This window comes from Collinsella sp. SGI.184 (genome assembly GCF_050313415.1).
GTDB lineage: Bacteria > Actinomycetota > Coriobacteriia > Coriobacteriales > Coriobacteriaceae > Collinsella.
In genome coordinates this window covers 69,746-93,415 of the sequence record NZ_JBNPLJ010000007.1, presented here as the reverse complement: position 1 = coordinate 93,415, position 23,670 = coordinate 69,746, and the positions used below count along the sequence as shown (strand labels likewise).

The window sequence follows — 23,670 nt, the reverse complement described above, 5'->3', positions numbered from 1 at the left end:
CCAAATTAGCTGCCCCGGCCTCGTCGGTTGGGGAGGGTCTGCTCCGCTATAATCGCCTAGGACATTAAATGGAAACGGGACGGGAGCCATACATGCGCCAGGGTTTCGACAACGCGAAGTATATCGAGCTGCAGGCTGCTCACATTAAGGAGCGCATCTCGCAGTTTGGCGGCAAGCTGTATTTGGAGTTTGGCGGCAAGCTGTTCGATGACTATCATGCGAGCCGCGTGCTGCCGGGTTTTGAACCGGACAGCAAGTTCCGCATGCTCAAGAGCATTGCCGACGACGTCGAGGTCATCATCGCAATCAATGCGAACCATATCGAGAAGAACAAAGCCCGTGGCGACTTGGGCATTACCTATGACGAGGACGTCCTGCGTCTGGTCGATCTGTTCCGCGGGAACGGATTTGCCGTTGCCGCTGTGGTTATCACGCAGTATGCCGGTCAGCCCGCTGCCGACGTCTTCCGCAATCGTCTAAACGCGCTCGGCATTCCCGCCAAGCTGCACTATCCCATCGAGGGCTATCCGCACGATGTCGACCTGATCGTTTCTGATGAAGGCTACGGCAAGAACGAGTTTGTCGAGACCACGCGTCCGCTCGTTGTCGTGACGGCGCCCGGCCCTGGCTCGGGTAAGCTCGCCACCTGCCTGTCGCAGCTGTATCACGAGCACAAGCATGGCACCGCTGCCGGCTATGCCAAGTTCGAGACCTTCCCGGTCTGGAATCTCCCCCTCACGCATCCGGTGAACATTGCCTATGAGGCTGCCACGGCAGACCTCGATGACGCCAACATCATCGACTCGTTCCACCTTGAGGCATATAACAAGACCACGGTCAACTACAACCGAGACGTTGAGGCGTTCCCGGTTGTTCGCGCCCTGATGGAAAAGATCTTGGGCGAGAGCCCCTATCAGAGCCCCACGGACATGGGCGTCAATATGGTCGGTTTTGCCATTACCGATGACGATGCATGCCGAGATGCCTCCAAGATGGAGATCGTGCGCCGCTATTTTGCCGCGGTTGAAAGCGTGCGCCGTACTGGCGTGGGCGATGAGCAGGTCGACCGTCTCAAACTCATTATGAAAAAAGCCGGCATCGACAAGAACTATTCGCCGGCACGCTCGGCTGCTCTCACCAGGGAACAACTGACGGGCGGTCCCGTGGGTGCCATGGTGATGCCGGACGGTTCGGTAGTGACCGGAAAGACCTCAACGCGTCTGGGTGCCGCGAGCTCGCTCATCATGAACGCGCTTAAGCATGTTTCGGGCGTCGATCTTGAGCTCGAGGTCATCAGCGATGAGGCGATTGAGCCTATCAGCAAGCTCAAGACGCATTTCCTTGGCAGCAAAAACCCGCGTCTCCACACCGACGAGACGCTCATGGCGCTCTCTATCACCTCGGCCACAAGCGAGACGGCTACTCGTGTTCTTTCGGGTCTTGAGCAGCTGCGCGGCTGCGACGCCTTCTTTAGCGTGATTATCTCGCCTACGGACGAGACGGTGCTGCGCAAGCTGGGCATTAACGTGTGCTGTGAGCCCAAGTTTGAGCGCCGCGGTTTCTTCCATCGCTAAGATTGAGATGAGACGCCGCATCGGAGTGCGCACCCGATGCGGCGCTTAGGGGGTTTTAGGGCTTAATTTGCCGAAATTTAGGCCGTTTACCTGCCCAAAAGCGATTTGTGTCGTATACAATTACCTCAGTGGATACATCCTTTGCGGGGTTACCCATGATGGATGTTACCGGCTATCGAGGGATGCGCCGGTCGTGCGCGGTGCTTTTGATGCTCGTGCTCGGTTTGAGGAGGCTGCCATGGCGGGCAAGGGTCGTGCGAGTGTCAACGATATGAAGCGTGTCGAGGTGCTGGTGCTGATGGAGATCGCTCGGCAATCTAAGGGAAACGGTGTGCCGTACGGTTTCTCGCGCAAGACACTCTCCGAGTGCGTAGGGGTTTCGCCGTATCGTGCCCGCGCTGCAATCGACCGTTTGGATTCTGATGGCCTTATCGAGGTCGTTTCTCGTTATAACGATGATGGCGGCCAGCTTGCAAACGGCATATGCCTGACCGAGCGAGGCGAGTGGTACCTTAAGGGTGTTCGTGCCGGCATGCTTGTTCAGGATATGTTGAAGGATGAGACTGCCGATCGGTAACAACACGGCAGTTTCGACGAGCCTGCACCGCCCAAAGCTACTTGGGCGGTGTTTTGTTTCGAGATGGAGAAATGCGGGCATGCGGGTGAAAAATAGCGAGCGGCTTGCTTTTCGAGTATTACAATGAAGACCCGTAAGATGTGAATGGAAAACTTCTACGGGAAGCGCAGGTAATTCAATATGACCAAGCATGTGTTTGTAACCGGCGGCGTAGTTTCGTCTTTGGGTAAGGGCATCACCGCGGCCTCGTTGGGCCGTCTGCTCAAGTCACGAGGCTACAAGGTGACGATGCAGAAGGCCGACCCGTATCTGAACGTCGACCCCGGCACCATGAGCCCGTTTCAGCATGGTGAGGTCTTCGTGACCGAGGATGGCTACGAGTCCGACCTGGACCTGGGCCATTATGAGCGCTTTATTGACGAGAATCTTACCCGTGATTCCAACTTTACGACCGGCGCTATCTACAAGAGCCTGATTGCCCGCGAGCGTCGCGGTGACTTTTTAGGCGGCACCGTTCAGGTGATTCCGCACGTCACCAACGCCATTAAGGATAAGTTCCGCCGCATCGAGGAGCAGACCGGTTCCGACGTGGTCATCACCGAGCTGGGCGGCACGATTGGCGATATCGAGTCGCAGCCGTTCGTGGAGGCCATCCGCCAGTACCGTAAAGAGGCCGGCCCCGAGAACGTCTGCTACATCCACGTGTCGCTCGTTCCCTATATCGCCGCCGCGCATGAGGTCAAGACCAAGCCCACGCAGCATTCGGTCAAGGAGCTTCGCAGCTTTGGCATTCAGCCCGACATCATTGTGCTGCGTTCTGATCACCATATCGACGACGCCATCCGTGGCAAGATCGCAAGCTTCTGCGACGTCGATACCGACTGCGTCTTTACCAACGAAGATTGCGCGAGCATTTACGACGTGCCGCAGCTGCTCGCCGAGCAGGACTTTGACCTGCGCATTTGCGAGCGCCTGGGCTTGGACCCGCGCGAGCGCGACATGAGCGAGTGGAACGAGTTCCTGCGCAAACAGAATCATGCCAACCACCATACCGACAAGGTCAAGATCGCCGTTGTGGGCAAGTACACCCAGCTCCCCGATGCCTACCTGTCGGTCATCGAGGCCCTGCATCATGCAGGCGTTTTCTATGATCGTCATGTGGACGTGCAGCTGGTCGACGGCGAGAGCCTCGACGAGCAGAACGTCTCCGAGGTGCTGGGCGACGCATCGGGCATTTTGGTGCCCGGCGGCTTTGGCAAGCGTGCCCTGGAGGGCAAGATTCTTGCTGCCGAGTTTGCTCGCGAGCATAAGATCCCGTATCTGGGCATTTGTCTGGGCATGCAGGTCGCCGTGTGCGAGTTTGCCCGCAACGTGGTCGGCCTTGCCGGCGCTAGCTCCTCCGAGTTCGATCCGGACGGTCCGTTTAGCGTAATTGACCTGATGAGCTCGCAGGAGGACGTGACCGAGAAGGGCGGCACCATGCGCCTGGGCGCCTATCCGTGCAAGCTCGCTGCCGATACCCTTGCGCGCGAGGCCTATGGCGAGGAGCTTGTCTATGAGCGCCACCGTCATCGCTTTGAGTTCAACAATGCCTTCCGCGACCAGCTCGAGGACGCGGGTTTGGTTATCTCGGGTCTTTCGCCTGACGAGCGTCTGGTCGAGATGGTCGAGCTGCCGCGTGACGTGCATCCGTGGTATGTGGCCACCCAGGCCCACCCCGAGTTTAAGAGCCGTCCGACCAAGCCGCAGCCTCTGTTCCGCGAGTTCGTGCGCGCCTCGATTGGCCAGCACGAGGGTGTCGATCGCCTGCAGGTGACGCCCATGAACCTCGCGACGGACTAAGGGTGTCAGCGAACGAAAGACATACCGAAGATACTCCCTCGTTGCTCGATACGGTGACGGGGGAGTATCTTGATTACCTTGCGGTCGAGCGAGGCTTGGCACGCAATACGATCGCGGCATATCGTCGTGACTTGACGACTTACTGTTCCTACCTGGAGCGGGCCGGTGTTGAGTCCTTTGAAGGCGTGAACCGTCAGATAATAGAGGGTTTTGTCGGTGATCGGCGCGACGGGGGCTACTCCGATGCCTCGGTGGAGCGTGCAGTTGCGGCCGTGAAAGGTTTGCATGCCTTTTTGGTTCGCGATGGGATCGTCGCCCAAAACCCGACGGCTGCACTGCGCCTGCCCAAAAAGGCGGAGCGCCTTCCGGAGTGTCTCTCGGTAGGGGATGTCTCGGCGCTCCTCGACCAAGATTTCCCGGAAGGGGAGATGGGTTTGCGGGACCATGCCATTTTGGAAGTGCTCTATGGATGTGGCCTGCGCGTGAGCGAGTTGGTGGGGCTCGATGTGGGCGACGTTCATTTTGACGACGGCTTTGTGCTGGTGCGCGGCAAGGGCTCGAAGGAGCGGCTTGCCCCACTCGTGGGAAGTGCCGCACGGGCTATGGCTCAATATATTGCTGATGGGCGTCGGCGCCTGGCCGCTCATGCCCGCGGGTCAAAGACGCCGGCAGTCTTTTTAAATAAGAACGGTGGTCGCCTGTCGCGTCAGAGTGTTCACGTCATATGCGAGCGATACGGGCGTCAGGTGGGACTGGTGGGGCTTCATCCTCATACCTTGCGTCACTCCTTTGCGACCCATATGCTTGCGGGCGGTGCCGACCTGCGCGTGCTACAGGAGATTTTGGGACATGCCGACATTTCGACCACACAGGTCTACACGCATGTCGACCGTACGCAGCTGACCGAGGTCTACCTGGCGGCTCATCCGTTGGCGCATCGCTAGCGACACTTTGACCTGCATATTTACAACTAATGGGGGACGGACCCCAGGTTGTCGTGACGCGGTTTTGTGCGCGTATCGGCAATCTGGGGTCCGCCCCATCTTTTGTCTTGCGCCGATGCGCCGGTGGGTCGCGCGTGACGTTGGTGGGGAAGTTTGGGGGGCGATGTGAACGGCGCGTAAAGGGACACAAAATTCGCCTCAAGGTCAACTTGAAGGTTGAGGTTGAAAGCCGGGCTGCTACAGATGGCATCCCGGCTTTGCTGTAAACACAACATGTTGTGTTTTCGAACATATGAACGAGGGTGTTTTACAGCATATAGAGGGTGGAGTGGTGGGGTGTTGTGGGGGAAGGTGTGGGGAAAGATGTTGAAAAATGGGGCAGTTCCCCATATTATTAATGACGTCGACAGGCGGGGTGGTTCCCCGCGTACGTGCCATCTGAGTAACCGAGGGGAGGGCGCACATGGGAATGACGGGTGCATACGAGCGCAATCTCGATGCAAAAGGTCGTCTGTCCCTGCCTGCACCCCTTCGCGAGGAGCTTGGAGAGCATGTTCGCGTGTTCAAAGCCCTGGATGTCGATGCTCTGTACGTGTTCTCTGCCGAGGCCTTCGATAAGTGGGTCGAAGGACTCTTCGCGGGTCGTGAGGGCCACGAGGGTTTTAACCCTCGTGACATCAACGACCAGAAACTCATGAGGGCGATCAACAAGCGCACCACCTCGATGGATGTGGACAGCGCCGGTCGTATCGGTCTTTCTGAGTCTCTCCGCAAGCAGGCGAACCTCGACCGCGAGGTCACGGTTGTGGGCAACTACGACCACCTCGAGGTTTGGGACCGCGCTACGGCCGATGAGGACGATGACGATGAGGCTCTGCTGGACCTCTTCTTCTCGTAAGGGCAAGGCATGAGTAACGGATGGAGCGTGGGATCTTGACACAAGAATATCGGCATGAACCTGTCATGCTCGGCGAAGTGCTTGAGTCGCTGCAGCTAAAGAGCGGATCTGTCGTCTGCGATTGCACCCTTGGCGGTGCCGGTCATTCGGTAAAGATGGCCGCGCAGGTGGGGGAGACGGGTCTTTTGCTTGGCGTCGATCAGGACGACATGGCCCTCGAGGCCGCTGGTGCCCGTCTGGACCGCGAGGTCCCCGGCGTCCCGCATCAGCTGCTGAAGGGCAACTTTGGCGACTTGGACGAGCTGCTTTGCTCGGCCGAGGTGCCCGGGGTCGATGGCTTCCTGTTCGACTTGGGCGTTTCGTCACCGCAACTCGATATCCCTGGCAGGGGCTTTTCGTATAACGAAGATGCCCCATTGGACATGCGGATGGATCCGGGTAACAACACCCTAAACGCAGCTGAGGTCATCAACACCTATAACGAACACGACCTCACCCGGATTCTACGCGTCTATGGTGAAGAGAAGTTCGCCTCGCAGATCGCACGCGAGATCGTGCGTCGACGCGAGTCCGAACCGATTGAAACCACCGGTCAGTTTGTCGAGATCATCAAGGCTGGCATTCCGGCTGCCGCTCGTCGGCATGGCGGACACCCGGCCAAGAAAAGTTTCCAGGCCATTCGCATCGAGGTCAATCATGAACTCGATGTGCTCGAGAGAGGACTTGACGCCGCCACCAGGTGGCTCAACCCGGGCGGACGCATCTGCGTCATCTCGTATCACTCGCTCGAGGACCGTATCGTAAAGAACCACTTTAAGGAGATGAGCCAGGGGTGCACGTGTCCGCCGGAGATTCCGGTGTGCGTGTGCGGCAACGTGCCGATACTCAAGGTCATCACCCGCAAACCCTTGGTTGCCCAACCCGATGAGGTTGCGCGCAACCCTCGGGCGAGATCAGCCAAAATCCGCGTGGCGGAGCGCTTGTAGCGTTGCGCGCGCGATATTGGACCTCCCGCTCGCACCATAAACGAAGCTTAAACACACTACCAACGTACTCAGGATGGGAGGCGGCATATCATGGGCTACAACACCTCAAACGCAGCACTCGCCTATGATATGAACGCCATGCCCGCCTACCGCGAGGCACCGCAGGCGCCCGCTGCTCCTCGTGAGCAGCGCACACCGCGCTTTGATGTCTACACGGGCGCGGGCCGTCAGGCAAACCAGGCGGTAAGCCCGGTTTTCATGAGCGTTCTTAAAACGTTTTGCATCATTGCGGCTATCTTCATGACGATTGGCGTCGCCCGCGTGGCGCTTGCAAGCGTTACGGCCCAGGTGCTCAACAGCAACGCCGAGCTTACCAACACGCTCGAGAAGGCGACCGATGAGAGCTCTGACCTTGAGGTCATGCACTCTGTTTATGGTGCCGATACGCGCATTCGCGATCTTGCGGGCGCTTATGGCATGGTGGAGCCCAGCGAGAGCGTTACACTTGATTTTTCGCAGGATGCAGCCGCGGGCGCTAGCTCGGTTGCGGCTGTCCAGTAATAAGACGGTAGCTGAGTATGACAAATGATTATCACCGCGGTCCAGACGGGAGTCGCGGGCAGGGACGTCCCTCTTCGCGGGGACGTTCTGGTTATCAAGGATCGGGTCGGTCATCTTACAACTTGGGGTCGAATCGTGGCAACGACCCAACGTCGCGCCTTCGCGGCTCGGATGACCCTCAAGTACGCAATAGCAGATCGAATAGACGATCTTCGACCGAATGGCTTACGGGGACGCCATTGCCTCGCCGTAATGTCGTCATGGGTTGTATCGGTTTGGGCCTGGCTGCGGGCGCCATCCGCCTTACCGACTACCAGATCGTAAATGCCGATGAGTTACGCGGGCGCGCCGATGCTCGACGCCTGCTTGCGGAGACGCTTTACGCCAAACGCGGCACGATCTACGACCGAAACGGCAACGTGCTGACGTCGTCGGTCGAGTGCAGCAATGTCGCCGTGAATCCACAGCTGATCGAGGATGTCGACAAAACGGTATCGGCCTTGGTTAAGGCGACTGGAATCGATAAGAAGACTTGCCGCAAGCTGGTTCAGTCCGATGGCACCTGGGTGTATATCAAGCGCCAGGTGGACGAGGACGATGCCGCGGCATTGAAGAAGAAAAATCTGCCCGGCGTGCTCTTTGAGCAGGCGATGAAGCGGGTGTATCCATACGGCAATCTGGCTTCGCAGGTTCTAGGCGTGGTGAACGTTGACAACGTGGGCCTAACGGGACTTGAAAAGCAATATGACAAATTGCTGACCGGAACAAACGGCACGCTGGTACGAGAGCGTGCGAGGGACGATAGCTATATTGCGGGTGGCGCCTATAAAAAGGTTGCCGCCATCGATGGCGTTGACATCGTGACGACGCTGGATGTCAATATCCAGCGTGCAGCAGAGGACGCTCTGGCGGAGGCGGTTGAGAAGACCAAAGCCAAGAACGGTTCGGCTTTGGTGACAGACCCTACTACCGGCGAGATTCTGGCCGCCTGTTCGTATCCGACCTACGACCCGACCAATCTGGAGAACGCCAAGACCGAGGATATGAACTTACGCTTGGTCACCGATGCGTATGAACCCGGTTCGGTCTTTAAGACGCTCGTTGCGGGTGCGGGTTTCGACTTGGGCGTCGTGCGCTCGAGTACGTCGTTTGAGGTGCCGGCGAGCATTAAGGTCGGCGACGATACCGTCACCGATGCCGATAAGCGTGACTACGCCATGACCATGGATGTGCGCGAGATGATGCGCCGCTCATCCAATGTTGGCTTTGTATTGGTCGGGCATAAGATCGGCGCGGACGATTTTGCCGCGTACGTGGACAAATGGGGCGTTGGACACAGTTCGGGCATCGATTTTCCCGGCGAGAGCCTTGGCATTGTCAAGGAGCGTGACCAGTATGACGGCGCCACGTTGGGCTCGATGAGTTTTGGCCAAGCGCTGTCTGTCTCGCCGATCGAGATTGCGCGCGCCGTGGGTGGCATTGCCAACGGCGGCGTGATGATGACGCCGCACTTTTATAAATCCAGCAAAGGCGAGGAGAAGGACTGGGGTGAGGGCGAGCAGGCGATTTCTGAGGATGCCGCCGCCCAGGTGATATCGTGCATGCAGACGGTCGTTTCCGAGGGCACGGGTGTCGGGGGCGCCGTCGATGGTTACGACGTGGCGGGTAAGACCGGTACGGCCGAGCGCGCCGATGAAAAAGGCGGCTACCTCAAAGCGAGCTATATGTCGTCCTTTATGGGGTTTGCCCCGGCGCAAGCACCCAAGGTTTTGTGCTATATCACACTCGACGGAACGCCGAGCGGTTCGGATGCCGCCGCCGTGCCGTTCCAGGTCATTATGGCTAACGCGCTCGATGTGTTGGGTATCCCACGCACCAAGTAGGGGGGTTACAATCCTGAAAAGGGCTGTCGATTAATCTGGAGGGTGTTCACATGCCCTGCACCACGCATGCGTGGCGCTGGGATACAATACGCCGATAGCATTATTAGGTTTACAGGGGAGCTGCAATGATAGAGATCGCCGTCAACAACCTCGCGGCCGCAACAGGGGCCCGAACCGTGACGGGAGAAGCCGATCGGGTATGCCGTGGGTGCGTTATCGACTCGCGCCAGGTTGAGGAAGGCACGATTTTTGTTGCCTTTCCGGGTGAAAAAGTCGACGGAAACGATTTTGCTTCCCGCGCCATCGAATCGGGCGCCGGCGCTGTTGTGATGACGCGCGAGCCCAACGCCGAGCTTGTATCGCTGGCTCAGCGTAAGGGCTGCGCCATCCTACACACCGATGATCCCGAGGAATTTTTGCTGCGCCTGGCACATGCCTATCGCACGCAGCTTGGCTGCCTCGTGGTTGGCATTACCGGCTCTATCGGTAAGACGACGACCAAGGATGTCCTTGCGGCAGTGCTTGCCAAGCGCTATCGCGTTTGGGCCACCAAGGGCAATTTCAACAATCTGATCGGTATGCCGCTCACGGTTTTGGCCGCTCCTGCCGACACCGAGGTGCTGGTTCTCGAGATGGGTATGAACCATTTTCACGAGATCGAGCGCCTTTCTCGGTCCGCCAATCCCAACCTTGCCATCGTGACCAAGATCGGCACCTCCCATATTGGAATCCTGGGAAGTCGCGAGAATATCGCCCGCGCTAAGTCCGAGATTGTTGGGGGCATGTGTGCCGCCGACGACCTTCTCCCGTTGCTGGTTTTGGGCGGCGAAGACGACTTCACCCCGTTCATTCGTGAGACGTTTGCCGAGCCCGCGGGTATCGACGTGATGCTGGCGGGTGTTTCGGATGTTGATGAGGTTTGCGCCCGCGGCATTCACATTGATGACGAGGGCCGCCCGGTCTTTACGCTTGACTTTGGCATGGGTGAGTCCGTTGACACCATGCTCGCCATTCCCGGCGTCCAGTCCGTTCCCAACGCCGTTAAGGCCGCCGCAGTTGCCTATCGTTTGGGTGTGACCCCCGAGCAGATCGATGCTGCCTTTAGGGGTATCGCGATTACCGGTCATCGTCAGGAGATCAAACACGCCAAGAGCGGTACCCGCATTATCGACGACTCGTATAACGCCAGCGCCGAATCCATGGCTGCTGGCCTTGACCTGCTGTGCTCGCTTTCGTGTTCTGGCTCTCGAATGGCGATTCTGGGCGAGATGGGCGAAATGGGCGACGAGGCCCCCCGCATGCATGAGCTGGTGGGCGCCTATGCCGCGGCTAAAAAGCTCGATATGCTGGCGTGCGTGGGCGGTGAGCTGGCCGCTCGTATGGCCGAAGCCGCGCGCATGATGGGCATGGACGAGGACCGCATCCAGGTATTCTCCGATTATCAGCAAGTGCTCGACCGTATGGCCGGCGCACTTGAGAACCATGATGTTGTGCTGGTCAAGGGCTCTCGCTTTGTCGAGCTCGACCGCTTTGTGGAAGGTGTGTGCTAGCCCATGTTCGGGAACCCCGCGTATCCTACATACCAGGCCTTTTTGGGACTTGGCATCGCCGCCGCCATTGCGCTGCTGCTCATGCCGTGGTGGATCAAGCTTCTTAAGGTCGAGGGTATCGGCCAGCAGGTCCGCGCCGATGGACCCAAACGCCACCTGATTAAGCAGGGCACGCCCACCATGGGCGGCGTTGTCATTCTCGTAGCCGTTTCGCTGACGTGCCTTTTGATGGGCAAGCTCACCACCGAGCTTGTGCTCGTGCTGCTTGCCACGCTTGCAACCGGCGTTCTGGGCCTTATCGACGATTTGACATCTGTCACGCACGGTCGTTCGCTCGGCCTGACGCCCCACGCCAAGATGATCGGTCTCACCATCATCTGCGTCACGTTTACCGTGCTTGCCGTCAGCTGGTGCGGCGTTGCCCCCGAGATTCGTTTTCCCGGCGGTCTGACGATTGACCTCGGTATCTTCTCGACCACCATTGGTGGCCTTACCTTTCCGTGGCTCTACATCGTCTTTTGCTGGCTGATGATCGCCGGTCTTTCTAATGCCGTGAACCTGACCGATGGCCTGGACGGCCTTGCCGGTGGCACCTCCATGATTGCCATGCTTGCCATGGCTGCCATGGCGTTTTTGCACGGTGACGTAAACCTGTCTATCTTCTGTACCGCATGTGCTGGTGCTTGCCTGGGCTTCCTTTGGTTCAACTGCTATCCGGCGAGCATTTTTATGGGTGATACCGGCTCTCTTGCCTTGGGTGCGGCCTTTGCCTGCACGTCCATTATGACCAACACCGAGGTCGTCTCGCTCATCATCGGCGGCCTGTTTATCGTCGAGACCCTGTCGGTCATGATTCAGGTCGTCTACTTCCACTTTACGCATAAGCGCGTCTTCCTTATGGCGCCCATTCATCATCATTTCGAGAAGAAGGGATGGGCCGAGACTAAGGTCGTCATCCGTTTTTGGATTGTCGCTGCCGCTTTTGGCGCTCTGGGCCTTGCCCTGTTTTTCCAGTTGGGATAGTGGTTTTTCATGCCTCTTGCAGATTCCTTTAGCCTGCTCGTCTTGGGCCAGGGTAAGTCCGGTCTTGATGTCGCTCGCTGGGCGCTTGCGCACCCCGAGCGCGTGAGTACCGTTACCGTGTACGGTGGCGGCACGTCCGAGCCCAATGATGCCACGCGCTCGCTCGAGGCGCGCGGGGTGTCGTTTGTCTACGGAACCGAGCAGGTCGAGGGCGCGTTTGATGTATGTGTGACGTGTCCGGGCATCTCGGAGTTCTCGGCATTCTTTAAGGCTGGCCGCGATCACGCTGTCCAGATCATGGGTGAGCCCGAGTTTGCCTACCGCCTGTCTCCCAAAAATTGGATCGCCATCACGGGCACCAACGGCAAGACGACCACCACGTCGCTGACCGACTACCTGCTTAAGGCAGCGGGCGAGGCGAGCGTTGCTGTCGGTAATATCGGTGAGCCTCCGGTGAACGAAATCGACGACCGCGCGCATAACGAGTGGTTTGTAGCTGAGCTTTCGAGCTATCAGATCGCAACGACCCAGGAGCTTCACCCCCGTGTGGCGGTGCTGCTCAACATCACCCCCGACCATCTGGGCTGGCACAAGAGCCATAAGAACTATGCGCTCGCCAAGATTAAGCTCTTCGAGAATATGGTCGATGATGACCTTGTGGTTATCGACGTCGAGGATGCCGGTATCCATGAATTCGATGAGTATGTCTACACGCCGGGTCGTCGCATCTGCAAGGTCGCCTTTGACGAGCCTGCGGGCGAGGACGCCGCATTTGTGCGCGATGGCAAGATGGTCATTCGCCTGAAGGGCGTCGAGACCCCGCTCATCGCCACGTCCGAGCTCAAAATCTCCGGACATCACAATGTCATCAATGCCCTGTGCGCTGCCACGGCTGCCCTGGCCGTCGGCGCCGATGTCGACGGTGTGTGTCGCGGCCTGGCCTCATTCCAGCCGCTGGAGCACCGCGTTGAGCCCTGTGGCGAGATCGATGGCGTGCGCTACGTCAACGATTCCAAGGCAACGAACACCGATGCGGTCGAAAAGGCCCTGACGGCGTTTCCCGACGACGACGTGATCTTGCTGCTCGGTGGTCACGATAAGGGCACGCCACTCGAGTCCTTCGCCCGCGTTGTCATGGACAACGTGCGATCGGTCGTCTGCTTTGGCGATGCGCGCGAGCGCTTTACCGCCGCTATGGACGAGGCCGATGTCGATGGTGACGTTGATATCGCTCAGGCTGACGACCTGCGCGACGCCGTCGACGTTGCCCGTTCGCTGTCGAGCCGAGGCGACGTGATCCTGCTTTCTCCCGCCTGTTCTTCGTTCGATGAGTTCTCGGGCTACGAGGAGCGCGGCCGCGTGTTTAAGGACTACGTGGCCCAGCTTGCCGCCGCAGCGAAATCGCAAATGGAATAGGGGCCGCCGGTGAGAGAGGAGAGCCCCCGACAAGGTATGAGGAGGCCCGACTCGGACCGTGCTTCCTCGCAGCGCAGTACGCCGCGTTCCGGTCGCGGCGGGCAGACGCTCAGCGAACGCTATATTGCCGGCGTCCCCGCCCGCATCATGCGCCCTCGTTTGATATTCATGGCGTGCCTGTTTACTTTAGTGTGCTTTGGTCTGCTGATGGTGTACTCGGCGTCATCGGTCGAGGCATTGCACGAGAACGGCTCGGCGACGTTTTTCCTGGTTCGACAGGCTACCTTTGCCGGGGTTGGCGTGCTCGCCATGGTTGCGATCGTTCGCGTCTTGCCGGACAGCTGGTTTGGGGAAGATGTACTTAGGATCTTCCTTATCGGCATGATTCTCTTGCTGTTTGCGGTATTTCTTGTCGGCAGTGGCAGCCGTGGCGCCACGCGCTGGCTCAACATCGCCGGTATTCAGTTCCAGCCGTCTGAGTTTTTAAAGCCGTTTGCCATCGCGTATTCGGCCATCATACTCGACCGTTTCTTTTCGCCCGGTGGCAACATCAACGAGTTCCTTCGTAAGATGGTCGTCTACTTGGGCATTTCGCTCTTTTTGATCTTTATCCAGCCCGATTATGGCACCGTCTTGATCATCTCGCTGACCCTCATGTGTATGGCGTTATTTGCGGGCCTAGACCCCAAGTTTATCATCGGCGTGATCATTCTCGTCATTGTCATGAGTGTGTTTGCGCTTGTTGCAGAGCCGTACCGCATGGTGCGTGTTCAGGTTGCCCTGAACCCTTGGGCCGACGAGTATGGCGATGGCTATCAGGCAACGCTTGCCATCATGGCGTTTGCTTCGGGCGGCTTGTTCGGCCGCGGCATCGGTAACTCCACCATGAAGTATTCGTATCTGCCCGAGGCACACAACGACTATATTCTGGCCATTATCGGCGAGGAGGTCGGTTTTGTCGGGACCGCGCTGCTCTTCCTGGTCTTTGCGATGCTGATTTACTCAGCGTTTCGCATTGCCGAACAGGCTGCGGACCGTCGCGGAGCGCTCATGGCATCGGGTTCCGCAGTCATTCTCGCGGTACAGTTTTTGATCAATGCGCTGGGCATCCTCAACGTGTTTCCCATGACGGGTAAGCCGCTGCCATTTATCAGCTACGGCGGTTCGTCGATTATCGTATCGCTTATGCTTGCGGGGCTGATCTTGCGCGTCTCGCACGAGAGCGCCCGTCGTGATGAGTACGACCGTCGCCGCGAGAGCTTTGCCGTTATGGACGAGAGCACCGCCGGCGTGCCCCATGTGCGCGGCGATCGCCCTTCGCGCAACGGTTTTACCGTCTTGGATGGCTCTGCGTCCGAGCCGGCGGCTCGTCCGCGCCCGCGAACGGCTCCGCAGGGGCGTCCCCAACGCCCGAACCCCCGAAGCTCGGGCGGCGGATATAATCGAATCAATTTGAATTCGGACCCGTCGGCGCGTCTGCGCACCGACGATCAGGGACCGCGCGTACGAAGGGATTTTCATGACCGATAAGATGACCGTTGCTATCGCAGCCGGCGGCACGGCGGGACATATCAACCCTGCGCTTGCCTTGGCTGAGGAGTTGCGCGACCGCGGACATCATGTTGTGTTCGTGGGCCAGTCGCACAAGCTCGAGGGTCGTTTGGTTCCCGAGGCCGGGTTCGATTTTGTACCTATCACGGTCACGGGCTTCGACCGCTCCCGTCCTTGGACCGCGCTGAGCTCGCTGTGGCGCGTCAATAAGGCCAAGCGCTCGCTCGCCAGCCATTTCTCAAAGGTTGGCAAGCCCGATGCTGCCATCGGTTTTGGTGCCTACGTCGAGGTCCCGCTGCTGGGCTGGTGCAAGGATGCGGGCGTTCCGTATCTGCTGCACGAGCAGAACTCTGTTCCGGGCCTGGCCAATAAGATGATGAGCTCCCATGCCGCCCGCGTGTGTATCTCGGTGCCGGCTGCGCGCTCTGTCTTTGAGCGCGGGGGCGACCCCGAGCATGTGCTCATGACCGGTAATCCGGTGCGCCGCTCGGTCATTGAGGGCGATCGCGCCCGCGGCCGCGAGGCACTTGGCGTGCCCGAGGATGCGACGCTTCTGCTCGTCTTTGGTGGTTCGCTCGGTGCCCAGCATCTCAACGAGCGCGTAGCCTCGCTCAAGAGTGAGCTGCTGACCCGCGAGAATCTCCACATTTTGCATTCGACGGGAGCCGACGGCTTTGAGGACACCGAGCGTGCTTTGGCGCTGACGTCCGATGAGACGAAGCGCTATCGCGTCCAGCCCTACATTGACGACATGGGCGACATGCTAGCTGCAGCTGACCTGGTGCTCTCGCGCTCCGGCGCCTCGAGTGTGGCCGAGATTGCCGCCCTCGCCGTGCCTTCGGTGCTCGTGCCGTATCCGCATGCCACGGCCGACCACCAGACGACCAATGCGCGTTATCTGGTCGATGCCGGTGCCGGCGTGCTTTGTGCCGATGCCGATATCGATGCTCCTGCGTTTGCCGAGGAGCTGCTGCATCTGGTCGATGACGCTGCAGCGCGCGATGCCATGCGTCAGGCGGCGCGCGGGTTGGCTCAGGACCGCGCCGCCGCACTTTTGGCCGATGCGGTAGAGGGTTTGCGTTAGTTAGACGGGATATCGAGCTTGCGCTCGCGCGGATGCGGTAGGTGCGGTACAGTTAACGGGTTACAGGCAGTGTTTACGCAAGGAGTACACGAGCACATGGCTGATTCCCAGACTGCAACCTCCGCGCCCGAGTTCAAGAGCGCCCACTTTATCGGTATCGGTGGCGCCGGCATGAGCGGCATCGCTCTCGTTTTGCACGAGCGTGGCTATGCCGTTACCGGTTCCGACCTTAAGACCTCGCGCTACATTCGTCAGCTTACCCGTGCTGGCGTGAAGGTTCATGTGGGCCACGAGGCCGCCACGATCGATGAGGTCAAGCCCGACGTGGTCGTGGTCTCTACCGCTATTCCCGAGTCCAACCCCGAGCTTGTGCGTGCTCGCGAGCTCGGTATTCCTGTGTGGCCCCGCGCCAAGATGCTCTCGGCTCTGGGCCACGGCTACACCACCATCGCTGTTGCCGGTACGCACGGCAAGACCACGACGTCCTCGATGTGTGCCACCATGCTCGACCGCATGGGTCTGGATCCCAGCTTTTTGATCGGCGGTATCGTCGAGGGTTACGATACCAACGGAAAGAACGGCTCGGGTGACTACTTTGTCGCCGAGGCCGATGAGTCCGACAGCTCGTTCCTGTTCCTGAACCCCAACGTGGTCATCGTGACCAACGTCGAGGCCGACCATCTCGACCACTACTCGGGCATCGAGGAGATCGAGGCCACCTTTGCCAAGTTTATGGGCCTGGTTGGAGAGGGCGGTACCGTCATCGTTTGCGGTGAGGACCCGCATCTGGTCGAACTCGCCAAGTCGACGGGTCGCCACGTGCTTTCCTATGGCTTTGCCGAAACCAACGACGTCGTCTGCGTGCATCCGGATGTCAAGGGCATTCAGAGCGACTTTACCGTTCGCTTTGAGGATGGGACCGAGCATGCTGTCGAGATCAAGAGCAACCCCGGTCGCCACAACATGCTCAACGCCACGGCAGTGCTAACCGTTGCCCATGTCCTGGGTCTCGACATCGATGCCGCAGCCGAGGCGCTTTCGAGCTTTGAGGGCGTCCGCCGCCGCTTTACCCATGTGGGCGATATTGACGGCATCACCGTGGTCGATGACTACGGCCATCACCCCACCGAGATCAAGGCGACGCTTGCCGCCGCCTCGTCGCTGGGCTATAAGCATGTTGACGTCGTGTTCCAGCCGCACCGCTATTCGCGTTTGCAGGCGCTGTGCGATGACTTTGCCGATGCCTTCGCCAATGCCGATAAGCTGCTGCTCATCGATGTGTTCTCTGCCGGCGAGATGCCGATTCCGGGCGTAACCTCCAAGATGCTCGCTGATACTGTGCGCGCCAAGCACCCTGGCAAGGAGGTCGTGTACTGCTCCAGCCGTCTCGAGCTCAATCGTGAGCTCGAGAAGATGGTAGGTGAGGGCGATCTGCTGCTTACTATGGGCGCCGGCGACGTTACGACCGTTGGACCTGAGTTCATCGAGTATCTGACTGTCAAGAAAGACGCTTAGCCCCTATGGGTCTGTTTAACGCCGTCATGGCGCTTTCGGGCATGATCGACACGGATGTAGTCGAGGATGAACGCCTTGCGCGTCATACGAGTTATCGTATCGGCGGCAAGGCCGACCTCTTCGTGACGTGCCATAGCTATCATGCCCTTCGTCGTGCCGTGGCAGTGCTCGACCGTGAGCAGGTGCCGTGGGTCATTATCGGCAAGGGATCTAATCTGCTCGTTGCCGATGCGGGCTATCGCGGCGCCGTCATTTCGCTGGGGCGTGAGTTTCAGCGCACCGTTATTGCCGAGGACGGTTGCACGCTGACCGTTGGCGCGGGCGTTATGTTCGCACGTTTGGTCAACGATGCCCTGTCGCGCGGGCTTTCGGGCCTTGAGTTTGCGGTTGGCATCCCCGGCTCGGTCGGCGGCGCCGTATCTATGAACGCCGGTACGCGGACCGAGTGGATAGGTTCGCTTGTCGAGGATGTGGTCACGTTTGACCCGGCATCCGGCATTAAGCATTATGCGGGGTCCGAGATTGCCTGGGGCTACCGTGAGTGCAGCCTGCCGCGTAACGAGATTATTCTCGAGTGCGTGCTTAAGCTCAAGCCTGCGCCTAAGGCCGACATTCGCGAGCGTATGGAGCGGTACCTGACGAGGCGCAAACGCACGCAGCCCATGGGTCGCGCTTCTTGCGGGTCGGTCTTTCGCAATCCACCCGACGCGAGCGTTGGCAAGCTGATTGAGGATTGTGGATTAAAGGGTTTTTCGGTTGGCGGTGCGGAAGTTTCGCCCGTACACGCTAATTTTATCGTTAATAACGGTACCGCCTCGGCCGATGATGTGGCCGCGGTTATCAGGCATGTGCACGGAAAGGTGAGGGAGGCGTATGGCATCGAGCTCAGACCGGAAGTCAAATTCCTCGGCTTCTAGAGCATCGAAACCTACCTTCCGCCGCGCCGGAGGGCGTTCCGGCGCACCCGTCCAGCCTCAACGCAAGCCCCCTGTGTCCTCCAAGCCCGCTGGATCCGTACGGTCCGCCAAACGTCCGGTCGTCGGCTCGCAACTTGGTGGACGCCCTGCCGCAAAAAAGACGGTTCACCCGGCTCCGCGCCCCTCGGTGACGTCTAAGTCGGCGATGGGTGCCAAGCCCTCTCGCCCCATAGTGACGCCCAAGCCCTCGCTGGGGGCTAAAGCGACGCATCCCGGTCGTACGTTGGGCGCTGCCAAGCCGCGCTCGTTGACGTCGGTGCCCGCCACTAAGGCACCTGCGACCAATAAGGGTATCAATCCGCTGTCGTCGCTTGGCGCCATGGCGAGTAAGACGTCCGAGGCCGCCTCTGCCGTTAAGGGCAAGGGCAAAATCGTGGGCGGAATCTTGGCGGCTGTGGCCGTGCTTGCCGTCGTTGCCATCGTCGTTATCAATTCCGGCCTGTTTGCCGCTACCGATATTCAGATCGAGGGCAGCGAGCATGTGACCAAGCACGATGCCATGCAGCTGATCAGTCTGCCCGAGAACACATCGCTCTTCAACGTAAATCCCGACCAGATTACCGAAGATCTCAAGCAGAACCCGTGGGTTTCGGGCGTGGACGTTCAACGGCAGTTTCCCCACACGCTCGTCATTACGCCGACGGAGCGCAAGGTCACCGCGATCGCTTATATAAGTTCCGACGATCTTGCCTGGGCCATCGGCGACGATGACACCTGGATCGCACCGCTTTCGACCTCTGTGGAGGTGGACGACCAGGGAAATGTCGTCACTTCGGGTGAGGGCGCCAACACATTGGGCGGTATCGATGCTGCGTTGGCGCTGGCCAAGCACTACGGGGCCGTGCTGCTTACCGATGTCTCGGCTGATGTCGAGCCGGTCTCGGGGCGGGCTGTTTCTTCCAAGGCCGTTAAAGCGGGCCTGGATTACGTGCGTGGTTTTTCCGGCGAATTCTTGGCGCAGATCAAGGATATTTCTATACCTTCGGTCGAGGCCATCTCGGCGAATCTTGATAATGGCGTTGAGGTCTCGCTGGGCGATTCTGATGATATCGCCAAGAAGGAACGCGTCGTGACCAAGCTTCTGTCGCAGGTAGAGGGCGTAACCTACATCAACGTTCGGTCTCCCGGCAACTATACGTTTAGAAACGCACCGACCGCTTAGCGTCGGTGTGTGGCTTTGTTGAGGGGCCATACCACGCCGTTTATCTGGTTTGTTTGGTTTTCACGGTCAATTATTTGACTGATACGTTCATAATGTGCAAACATAATACGGTTTACCTTTGCATTTACTTTCAACCTGAAGGTTAATGTGCGCAGGGGTCAACCCATGCTATGGCTATAACCTTTGTTCGGAGGACCGACATGCACGAGACAGAGATCAACAACTACCTTGCCGTCATTAAGGTGGTCGGCGTCGGCGGCGGCGGTACCAACGCGGTCAATCGAATGATCGAAGAGGGCATTCGTGGCGTCGAGTTTGTTGCCATCAACACCGATGCTCAGGCGCTCGCGATCTCTGATGCCGATATCAAGGTCCACATCGGTACCGACCTTACCCGCGGCCTGGGCGCTGGCGCCAACCCCGAGGTTGGTCGCAAGGCTGCCGATGAGTCCCGCGATGACATTGCCGAGGCGCTCGCTGGCGCCGACATGGTGTTCATCACCTGCGGCGAGGGCGGTGGCACCGGCACCGGCGCCGCTCCCATCGTTGCCGATATCGCGATGAACGAGGTCGGTGCGCTGACCGTCGCCGTCGTGACCAAGCCCTTCACCTTCGAGGGCCGCAAGCGTAAGAAGAGCGCCGAAGAGGGCATTAAGACCCTTTCCGATTGCGTCGACACCATGATCGTTATCCCTAACGACAAGCTGCTCGACATCGCCGAGAAGAAGACCACCATGCTCGAGGCCTTCGCGATTGCCGATGGCGTCCTTTCCCAGGGTACCCAGGGCATTACCGACCTCATCACCGTCCCGGGCATCATCAACCTGGACTTCGCTGATGTTAAGACCATCATGAAGCAGGCCGGCACCGCCATGATGGGTATCGGTACTTCTTCTGGGGACACCCGTGCCGTCGACGCCGCCCAGCAGGCTATTTCCAGCCCGCTGCTCGAGAGCTCTATCGATGGTGCTACGCGCGTCCTGCTCTCCATCGCCGGATCCAAGGATCTGGGCATCCAGGAGATCAGCGACGCTGCCGACGTTGTCGCCAACGCCGTCGATCCCGAGGCCAACATCATCTTCGGTACCGTTGTCGACGAGTCCCTGGGCGATCAGGTGCGCATCACCGTTATCGCTACGGGCTTCTCCGACTCTAATGTCAACCGTCAGGACGAGCTCTTCGCTGCCCAGCAGTCCCAGAGCAAGGCTTCCGTTGCCGAGCCTCAGCGTACCGCTCCCGCTGCAAGCTCGGCTCAGTCTGCCCCGACCCGCAATGTCGGCGGTACGGAGCTTCCCAATTTTGGTAACGACCAGTTTGAGCTTCCCGACTTCCTTAAGCGTGGTAGCTTCTAGTTCGTTTTTCTCAACGACCTGCACGGGGTGTATCCATTTGGATGCACCCCGTTTTGTTTCTCGTTTGTAAACGAAAGTCTCCAATCTCTTTACGTTCCCCTTACGTTTGGTTCCTACCGCTGCGGGTATCCTTTTGTAGAAGTATGGCAGCCGTATGGCACGGACTGCTGCGGCTTGGCCGCGATACTTGTGTTATTAGGAGGCTTTAGTATGGCAGCACGTGCGGACAACGTTTCGCGTGTCGACCATGATGGAGTTACGTTGGTAGAGGGCGCGACGCACGATGTCCGCTTTGCCTTCACCGAACGCACTGGCGGTGTTTCCGAAGATGCGTACTCCTCACTCAATCTGGGCTCGCATGTTGGCGATGACCCCTTTGCCGTTCAAGAAAATCGTCGCCGCGTACTCGAGGCCATGGGTGCCGCCGAGTGCGAGCACAACCTGCTTGTCCCCAATCAGGTACACGGTGACAATGTCGTGACGGTGACCTCGAACGGCGCCGATGATCTCGAGAACATTCGCGAGCAGATTGCCGAGGGCTGCGATGCCCTCGTCTGCACGGCGCATGAGGTGCCCGTGATGCTTTGCTTTGCCGATTGTGTTCCCGTTGTGCTGGTGGCTCCCGGCGGCTTTGCCGTGGTGCATTCTGGCTGGAAGGGCACGATTGCGCGCATTTCCGCCAAGGCGTGCCAAGCGCTCTGCGAGGCGGCTGGCTGCAAGCCAGACGACATCTCTGCCTATATTGGGCCCCATATCCTGGGTGACGAGTACGAGGTGTCCCAAGAACTTATGGACCGCTTTGCCTCCGAGTTCGCGTGCATCGATGCTGCCGCTTCTCGTATGCTCGATCTTTCCGCCGCCATTCGCGAGGCGCTGATGGACGCCGGCGTCGTAGAGAACGGCATTGTGGACACCAAGCTCTCCACCGTTCGTCAGAACGACCGCTTTTATTCCTACCGCAACGAGGGCGGCACCTGTGGGCGCCATGCTGCGATCGGCGTGATGCTATGAGAAAGATCGCATCGGTCCTAAGCGCGGCAGTGCTCACGCTTACGCTGTGTGCCTGCTCCTCGGGATCTTCCACGTTTTCTATCACCGTGGCCGGCTCGACCACCTGCCTTCCCATTGCCGAGATTGCGGCCGAGGGCTTTAAGGAGGAGACCGGCACCGACGTGCTCGTCTCTGGCCTTGGCTCTTCTGCCGGTATTGAGGCCGTCAGCAACGGCACGGCTGACATCGCCAGCTCGTCTCGTGGCCTCAATGCCGACGAGCAGAATCTGGGCCTGACCCCGATTGTAATCGCGCACGACGGCATCGCAGTCATCGTGAACGACGATAATCCGGTCGACAACCTCTCGACCGAGCAGCTTCGCGACATATACGCCGGTAAGATTACCAACTGGAAGGAAGTCGGCGGAGAGGACCTGAAGATTCAGGTTATTAACCGCGATGAGGCGTCCGGTACGCGCGAGGCCTTCCGTACCATCGTGATGGACGGCACGCCGTTCGATCGTCGCTCTGCCGTTCTTTCGGGCACGGGCCAGGTACGCGATGTCGTGTCCCGTTCGCGTGGTGCCATTGGCTACATCTCGCTGGGTTTTGTCGAGAGCCTCAACGCTAAGACTTCGGTTAAGGCTGTTTCGGTCAACCATGTCGAGGCATCCGAGAAGACGGTCGCAAGTGGCGGCTACCCCATCTCGCGCGACCTTTACTTCTTTGTGAAGGGTACGCCTTCGCAGCGTGCACAGGACTACATTGACTATGTGACGTCGGAGAAGATGGACAAGCAGATTCGCGAGGCGGGCTTTATTCCCGTCACCAACGACGGAAAGGGGAGTGAGTAGCATGGAAGCGCAGGAAACCCCCCAGATTGAGCGAGAGGCTCAGGCGCCCAAAAAGCGTGAGTTGGCGTTGGTGTCGCGCAGCACCTATCTCAAAGAGAAGGCGCTGCAGTGGATCTTCTTTGCTTGCGCGTTCTTGGCGGTCGTCACCGTCATCCTGATTTTTGTCTTTACCACGTACTCGGCGTTGCCCGTCTTTACCGACATCGGTCTGGCGGACTTCTTTAGCTTTACGTGGGCGCCCTCCGAGGGCCACTACGGCATCATGTCGCTGCTGGCGGGCTCTGGTCTGGTGACGGTCGGTGCGCTCGCCATGGGTGTGCCCCTGGGTGTGGGCACGGCCGTGTATCTGGTCGAGATCGCCGGCAAGCGCGTGCGCAGTCTCATCAGCCCCGCCGTCGACCTGCTGGCGGGTATCCCCTCCATCATCTACGGTTTCTTTGGCATGGTCATCATCCGTCCGTTTATCGCGCAGCTGACCGGCGGTCTTGGCTTTGGTGCGCTGACGGCGTGGTTCGTGCTCGCCATCATGATCGTTCCCACCATCACCACGCTCACCATCGATGCCCTCAATTCCATTCCCATGGGCATTCGCGAGGCATCCTATGCCATGGGTGCCACCAAGTGGCAGACCATCTACAAGGTCGTGCTGCCTGCAGCCAAGTTGGGCATCGTCGATGCGATTGTCTTGGGCATGGGTCGTGCCATCGGTGAGACCATGGCCGTGCTCATGGTCGTTGGCAACGCTCCGGTCATCCCGGACAGCATCTCGAGCCCCATCTCGACGCTCACGAGCCAGATCGCGCTCGACATGAGCTATTCCTCGGGCCTGCACCGCTCGGCTCTGTTTGGCATGGGCGTGGTCCTGTTTATCATTTCCGCCGCATTGGTGGGCATCGTCCGTCTGATTTCCAAGAAGAAGAGGGGGTAGGCT

20 protein-coding genes are annotated in these 23,670 nt (G+C 59.1%); all 20 read left to right on the top strand.

Annotation, left to right across the window (positions count from 1 at the left end; genetic code table 11):
* Window positions 1-92: 92 nt before the first annotated feature.
* The 20 genes from ACQRAJ_RS04050 (at window position 93) to pstC (ending at window position 23,667) form a co-directional block, all read left to right on the top strand.
* A complete protein-coding gene (locus ACQRAJ_RS04050) occupies window positions 93-1,574 on the top strand; it encodes a DUF1846 domain-containing protein (protein ID WP_154515227.1) in 1,482 nt (493 codons plus the stop codon).
* A 193-nt stretch (window positions 1,575-1,767) separates the two neighbouring features.
* Window positions 1,768-2,151, top strand: coding sequence for a hypothetical protein (locus tag ACQRAJ_RS04045; RefSeq protein WP_427727637.1), 384 nt, complete (start codon window positions 1,768-1,770; stop codon window positions 2,149-2,151).
* A gap of 180 nt (window positions 2,152-2,331) precedes the next feature.
* Complete coding sequence (locus ACQRAJ_RS04040) at window positions 2,332-3,993, top strand: CTP synthase (RefSeq protein ID WP_427727635.1); 1,662 nt, start codon at window positions 2,332-2,334, stop codon at window positions 3,991-3,993.
* 2 nt (window positions 3,994-3,995) lie between these two features.
* Window positions 3,996-4,937, top strand: coding sequence for a site-specific tyrosine recombinase XerD (gene xerD, locus ACQRAJ_RS04035; RefSeq protein ID WP_427747788.1), 942 nt, complete (start codon window positions 3,996-3,998; stop codon window positions 4,935-4,937).
* Between the two features lie 463 nt (window positions 4,938-5,400).
* Window positions 5,401-5,835 carry a division/cell wall cluster transcriptional repressor MraZ gene (locus ACQRAJ_RS04030; protein WP_035137949.1) on the top strand — a complete coding sequence of 145 codons (435 nt, stop codon included), beginning with the start codon at window positions 5,401-5,403 and terminating at the stop codon, window positions 5,833-5,835.
* A 20-nt stretch (window positions 5,836-5,855) separates the two neighbouring features.
* On the top strand, window positions 5,856-6,821 hold the full coding sequence (gene rsmH / locus ACQRAJ_RS04025) for a 16S rRNA (cytosine(1402)-N(4))-methyltransferase RsmH (protein ID WP_427727630.1): 966 nt from the start codon (window positions 5,856-5,858) through the stop codon (window positions 6,819-6,821).
* A 90-nt stretch (window positions 6,822-6,911) separates the two neighbouring features.
* Window positions 6,912-7,382: a hypothetical protein gene (locus tag ACQRAJ_RS04020; protein WP_427747787.1), complete on the top strand. Its 471-nt coding sequence runs from the start codon at window positions 6,912-6,914 to the stop codon at window positions 7,380-7,382.
* Window positions 7,383-7,621: 239 nt separating this feature from the next.
* Complete coding sequence (locus ACQRAJ_RS04015; protein WP_427747786.1) at window positions 7,622-9,265, top strand: peptidoglycan D,D-transpeptidase FtsI family protein; 1,644 nt, start codon at window positions 7,622-7,624, stop codon at window positions 9,263-9,265.
* Window positions 9,266-9,390: 125 nt separating this feature from the next.
* Window positions 9,391-10,815 (top strand): UDP-N-acetylmuramoyl-tripeptide--D-alanyl-D-alanine ligase, encoded by a 1,425-nt coding sequence (locus ACQRAJ_RS04010; protein ID WP_427747785.1) that lies wholly within the window; start codon window positions 9,391-9,393, stop codon window positions 10,813-10,815.
* Window positions 10,816-10,818: 3 nt separating this feature from the next.
* Window positions 10,819-11,838: a phospho-N-acetylmuramoyl-pentapeptide-transferase gene (gene mraY, locus ACQRAJ_RS04005; RefSeq protein WP_154515238.1), complete on the top strand. Its 1,020-nt coding sequence runs from the start codon at window positions 10,819-10,821 to the stop codon at window positions 11,836-11,838.
* A gap of 9 nt (window positions 11,839-11,847) precedes the next feature.
* On the top strand, window positions 11,848-13,254 hold the full coding sequence (murD, locus tag ACQRAJ_RS04000; RefSeq protein WP_427747784.1) for a UDP-N-acetylmuramoyl-L-alanine--D-glutamate ligase: 1,407 nt from the start codon (window positions 11,848-11,850) through the stop codon (window positions 13,252-13,254).
* Between the two features lie 9 nt (window positions 13,255-13,263).
* Window positions 13,264-14,784 carry a putative lipid II flippase FtsW gene (ftsW, locus tag ACQRAJ_RS03995; RefSeq protein WP_427747783.1) on the top strand — a complete coding sequence of 507 codons (1,521 nt, stop codon included), beginning with the start codon at window positions 13,264-13,266 and terminating at the stop codon, window positions 14,782-14,784.
* Window positions 14,774-15,889: an undecaprenyldiphospho-muramoylpentapeptide beta-N-acetylglucosaminyltransferase gene (murG, locus tag ACQRAJ_RS03990; RefSeq protein WP_427747782.1), complete on the top strand. Its 1,116-nt coding sequence runs from the start codon at window positions 14,774-14,776 to the stop codon at window positions 15,887-15,889. Before ftsW ends, murG begins: the two co-directional genes overlap by 11 nt.
* A 96-nt stretch (window positions 15,890-15,985) precedes the next feature.
* Entirely contained in the window at window positions 15,986-17,404 is a 1,419-nt protein-coding gene (gene murC, locus ACQRAJ_RS03985) for a UDP-N-acetylmuramate--L-alanine ligase (RefSeq protein WP_427747781.1), read from the top strand.
* A gap of 5 nt (window positions 17,405-17,409) precedes the next feature.
* Entirely contained in the window at window positions 17,410-18,321 is a 912-nt protein-coding gene (murB, locus tag ACQRAJ_RS03980) for a UDP-N-acetylmuramate dehydrogenase (RefSeq protein ID WP_427747780.1), read from the top strand.
* 205 nt (window positions 18,322-18,526) lie between these two features.
* The gene (locus tag ACQRAJ_RS03975) at window positions 18,527-19,543 is read left to right on the top strand and encodes a cell division protein FtsQ/DivIB (RefSeq protein ID WP_427747779.1); all 1,017 of its coding nucleotides are present in this window, start codon (window positions 18,527-18,529) and stop codon (window positions 19,541-19,543) included.
* A 200-nt stretch (window positions 19,544-19,743) separates the two neighbouring features.
* Window positions 19,744-20,895: a cell division protein FtsZ gene (ftsZ, locus tag ACQRAJ_RS03970; RefSeq protein WP_427727619.1), complete on the top strand. Its 1,152-nt coding sequence runs from the start codon at window positions 19,744-19,746 to the stop codon at window positions 20,893-20,895.
* Window positions 20,896-21,105: 210 nt separating this feature from the next.
* Window positions 21,106-21,906 carry a polyphenol oxidase family protein gene (locus ACQRAJ_RS03965; RefSeq protein ID WP_427727617.1) on the top strand — a complete coding sequence of 267 codons (801 nt, stop codon included), beginning with the start codon at window positions 21,106-21,108 and terminating at the stop codon, window positions 21,904-21,906.
* Window positions 21,903-22,739: a phosphate ABC transporter substrate-binding protein gene (locus tag ACQRAJ_RS03960; RefSeq protein ID WP_427747778.1), complete on the top strand. Its 837-nt coding sequence runs from the start codon at window positions 21,903-21,905 to the stop codon at window positions 22,737-22,739. The genes ACQRAJ_RS03965 and ACQRAJ_RS03960 overlap by 4 nt, the downstream gene beginning before the upstream one ends.
* A 1-nt stretch (window position 22,740) precedes the next feature.
* Window positions 22,741-23,667: a phosphate ABC transporter permease subunit PstC gene (pstC, locus tag ACQRAJ_RS03955; RefSeq protein ID WP_427719203.1), complete on the top strand. Its 927-nt coding sequence runs from the start codon at window positions 22,741-22,743 to the stop codon at window positions 23,665-23,667.
* Window positions 23,668-23,670 lie beyond the last annotated feature (3 nt).

Bases quoted from the DNA above. Each gene is read 5' to 3' on its own strand.
- ACQRAJ_RS04050 (WP_154515227.1), top strand. From the start codon at position 93: ATGCGCCAGGGTTTCGACAACGCGAAGTATATCGAGCTGCAGGCTGCT.
- ACQRAJ_RS04040 (WP_427727635.1), top strand. From the start codon at position 2,332: ATGACCAAGCATGTGTTTGTAACCGGCGGCGTAGTTTCGTCTTTGGGT.
- ACQRAJ_RS04030 (WP_035137949.1), top strand. From the start codon at position 5,401: ATGGGAATGACGGGTGCATACGAGCGCAATCTCGATGCAAAAGGTCGT.
- rsmH (WP_427727630.1), top strand. From the start codon at position 5,856: ATGGAGCGTGGGATCTTGACACAAGAATATCGGCATGAACCTGTCATG.
- ACQRAJ_RS04020 (WP_427747787.1), top strand. From the start codon at position 6,912: ATGGGCTACAACACCTCAAACGCAGCACTCGCCTATGATATGAACGCC.
- ACQRAJ_RS04010 (WP_427747785.1), top strand. From the start codon at position 9,391: ATGATAGAGATCGCCGTCAACAACCTCGCGGCCGCAACAGGGGCCCGA.
- mraY (WP_154515238.1), top strand. From the start codon at position 10,819: ATGTTCGGGAACCCCGCGTATCCTACATACCAGGCCTTTTTGGGACTT.
- murD (WP_427747784.1), top strand. From the start codon at position 11,848: ATGCCTCTTGCAGATTCCTTTAGCCTGCTCGTCTTGGGCCAGGGTAAG.
- murG (WP_427747782.1), top strand. From the start codon at position 14,774: ATGACCGATAAGATGACCGTTGCTATCGCAGCCGGCGGCACGGCGGGA.
- murC (WP_427747781.1), top strand. From the start codon at position 15,986: ATGGCTGATTCCCAGACTGCAACCTCCGCGCCCGAGTTCAAGAGCGCC.
- murB (WP_427747780.1), top strand. From the start codon at position 17,410: ATGGGTCTGTTTAACGCCGTCATGGCGCTTTCGGGCATGATCGACACG.
- ACQRAJ_RS03975 (WP_427747779.1), top strand. From the start codon at position 18,527: ATGGGTGCCAAGCCCTCTCGCCCCATAGTGACGCCCAAGCCCTCGCTG.
- ftsZ (WP_427727619.1), top strand. From the start codon at position 19,744: ATGCACGAGACAGAGATCAACAACTACCTTGCCGTCATTAAGGTGGTC.
- ACQRAJ_RS03965 (WP_427727617.1), top strand. From the start codon at position 21,106: ATGGCAGCACGTGCGGACAACGTTTCGCGTGTCGACCATGATGGAGTT.
- ACQRAJ_RS03960 (WP_427747778.1), top strand. From the start codon at position 21,903: ATGAGAAAGATCGCATCGGTCCTAAGCGCGGCAGTGCTCACGCTTACG.
- pstC (WP_427719203.1), top strand. From the start codon at position 22,741: ATGGAAGCGCAGGAAACCCCCCAGATTGAGCGAGAGGCTCAGGCGCCC.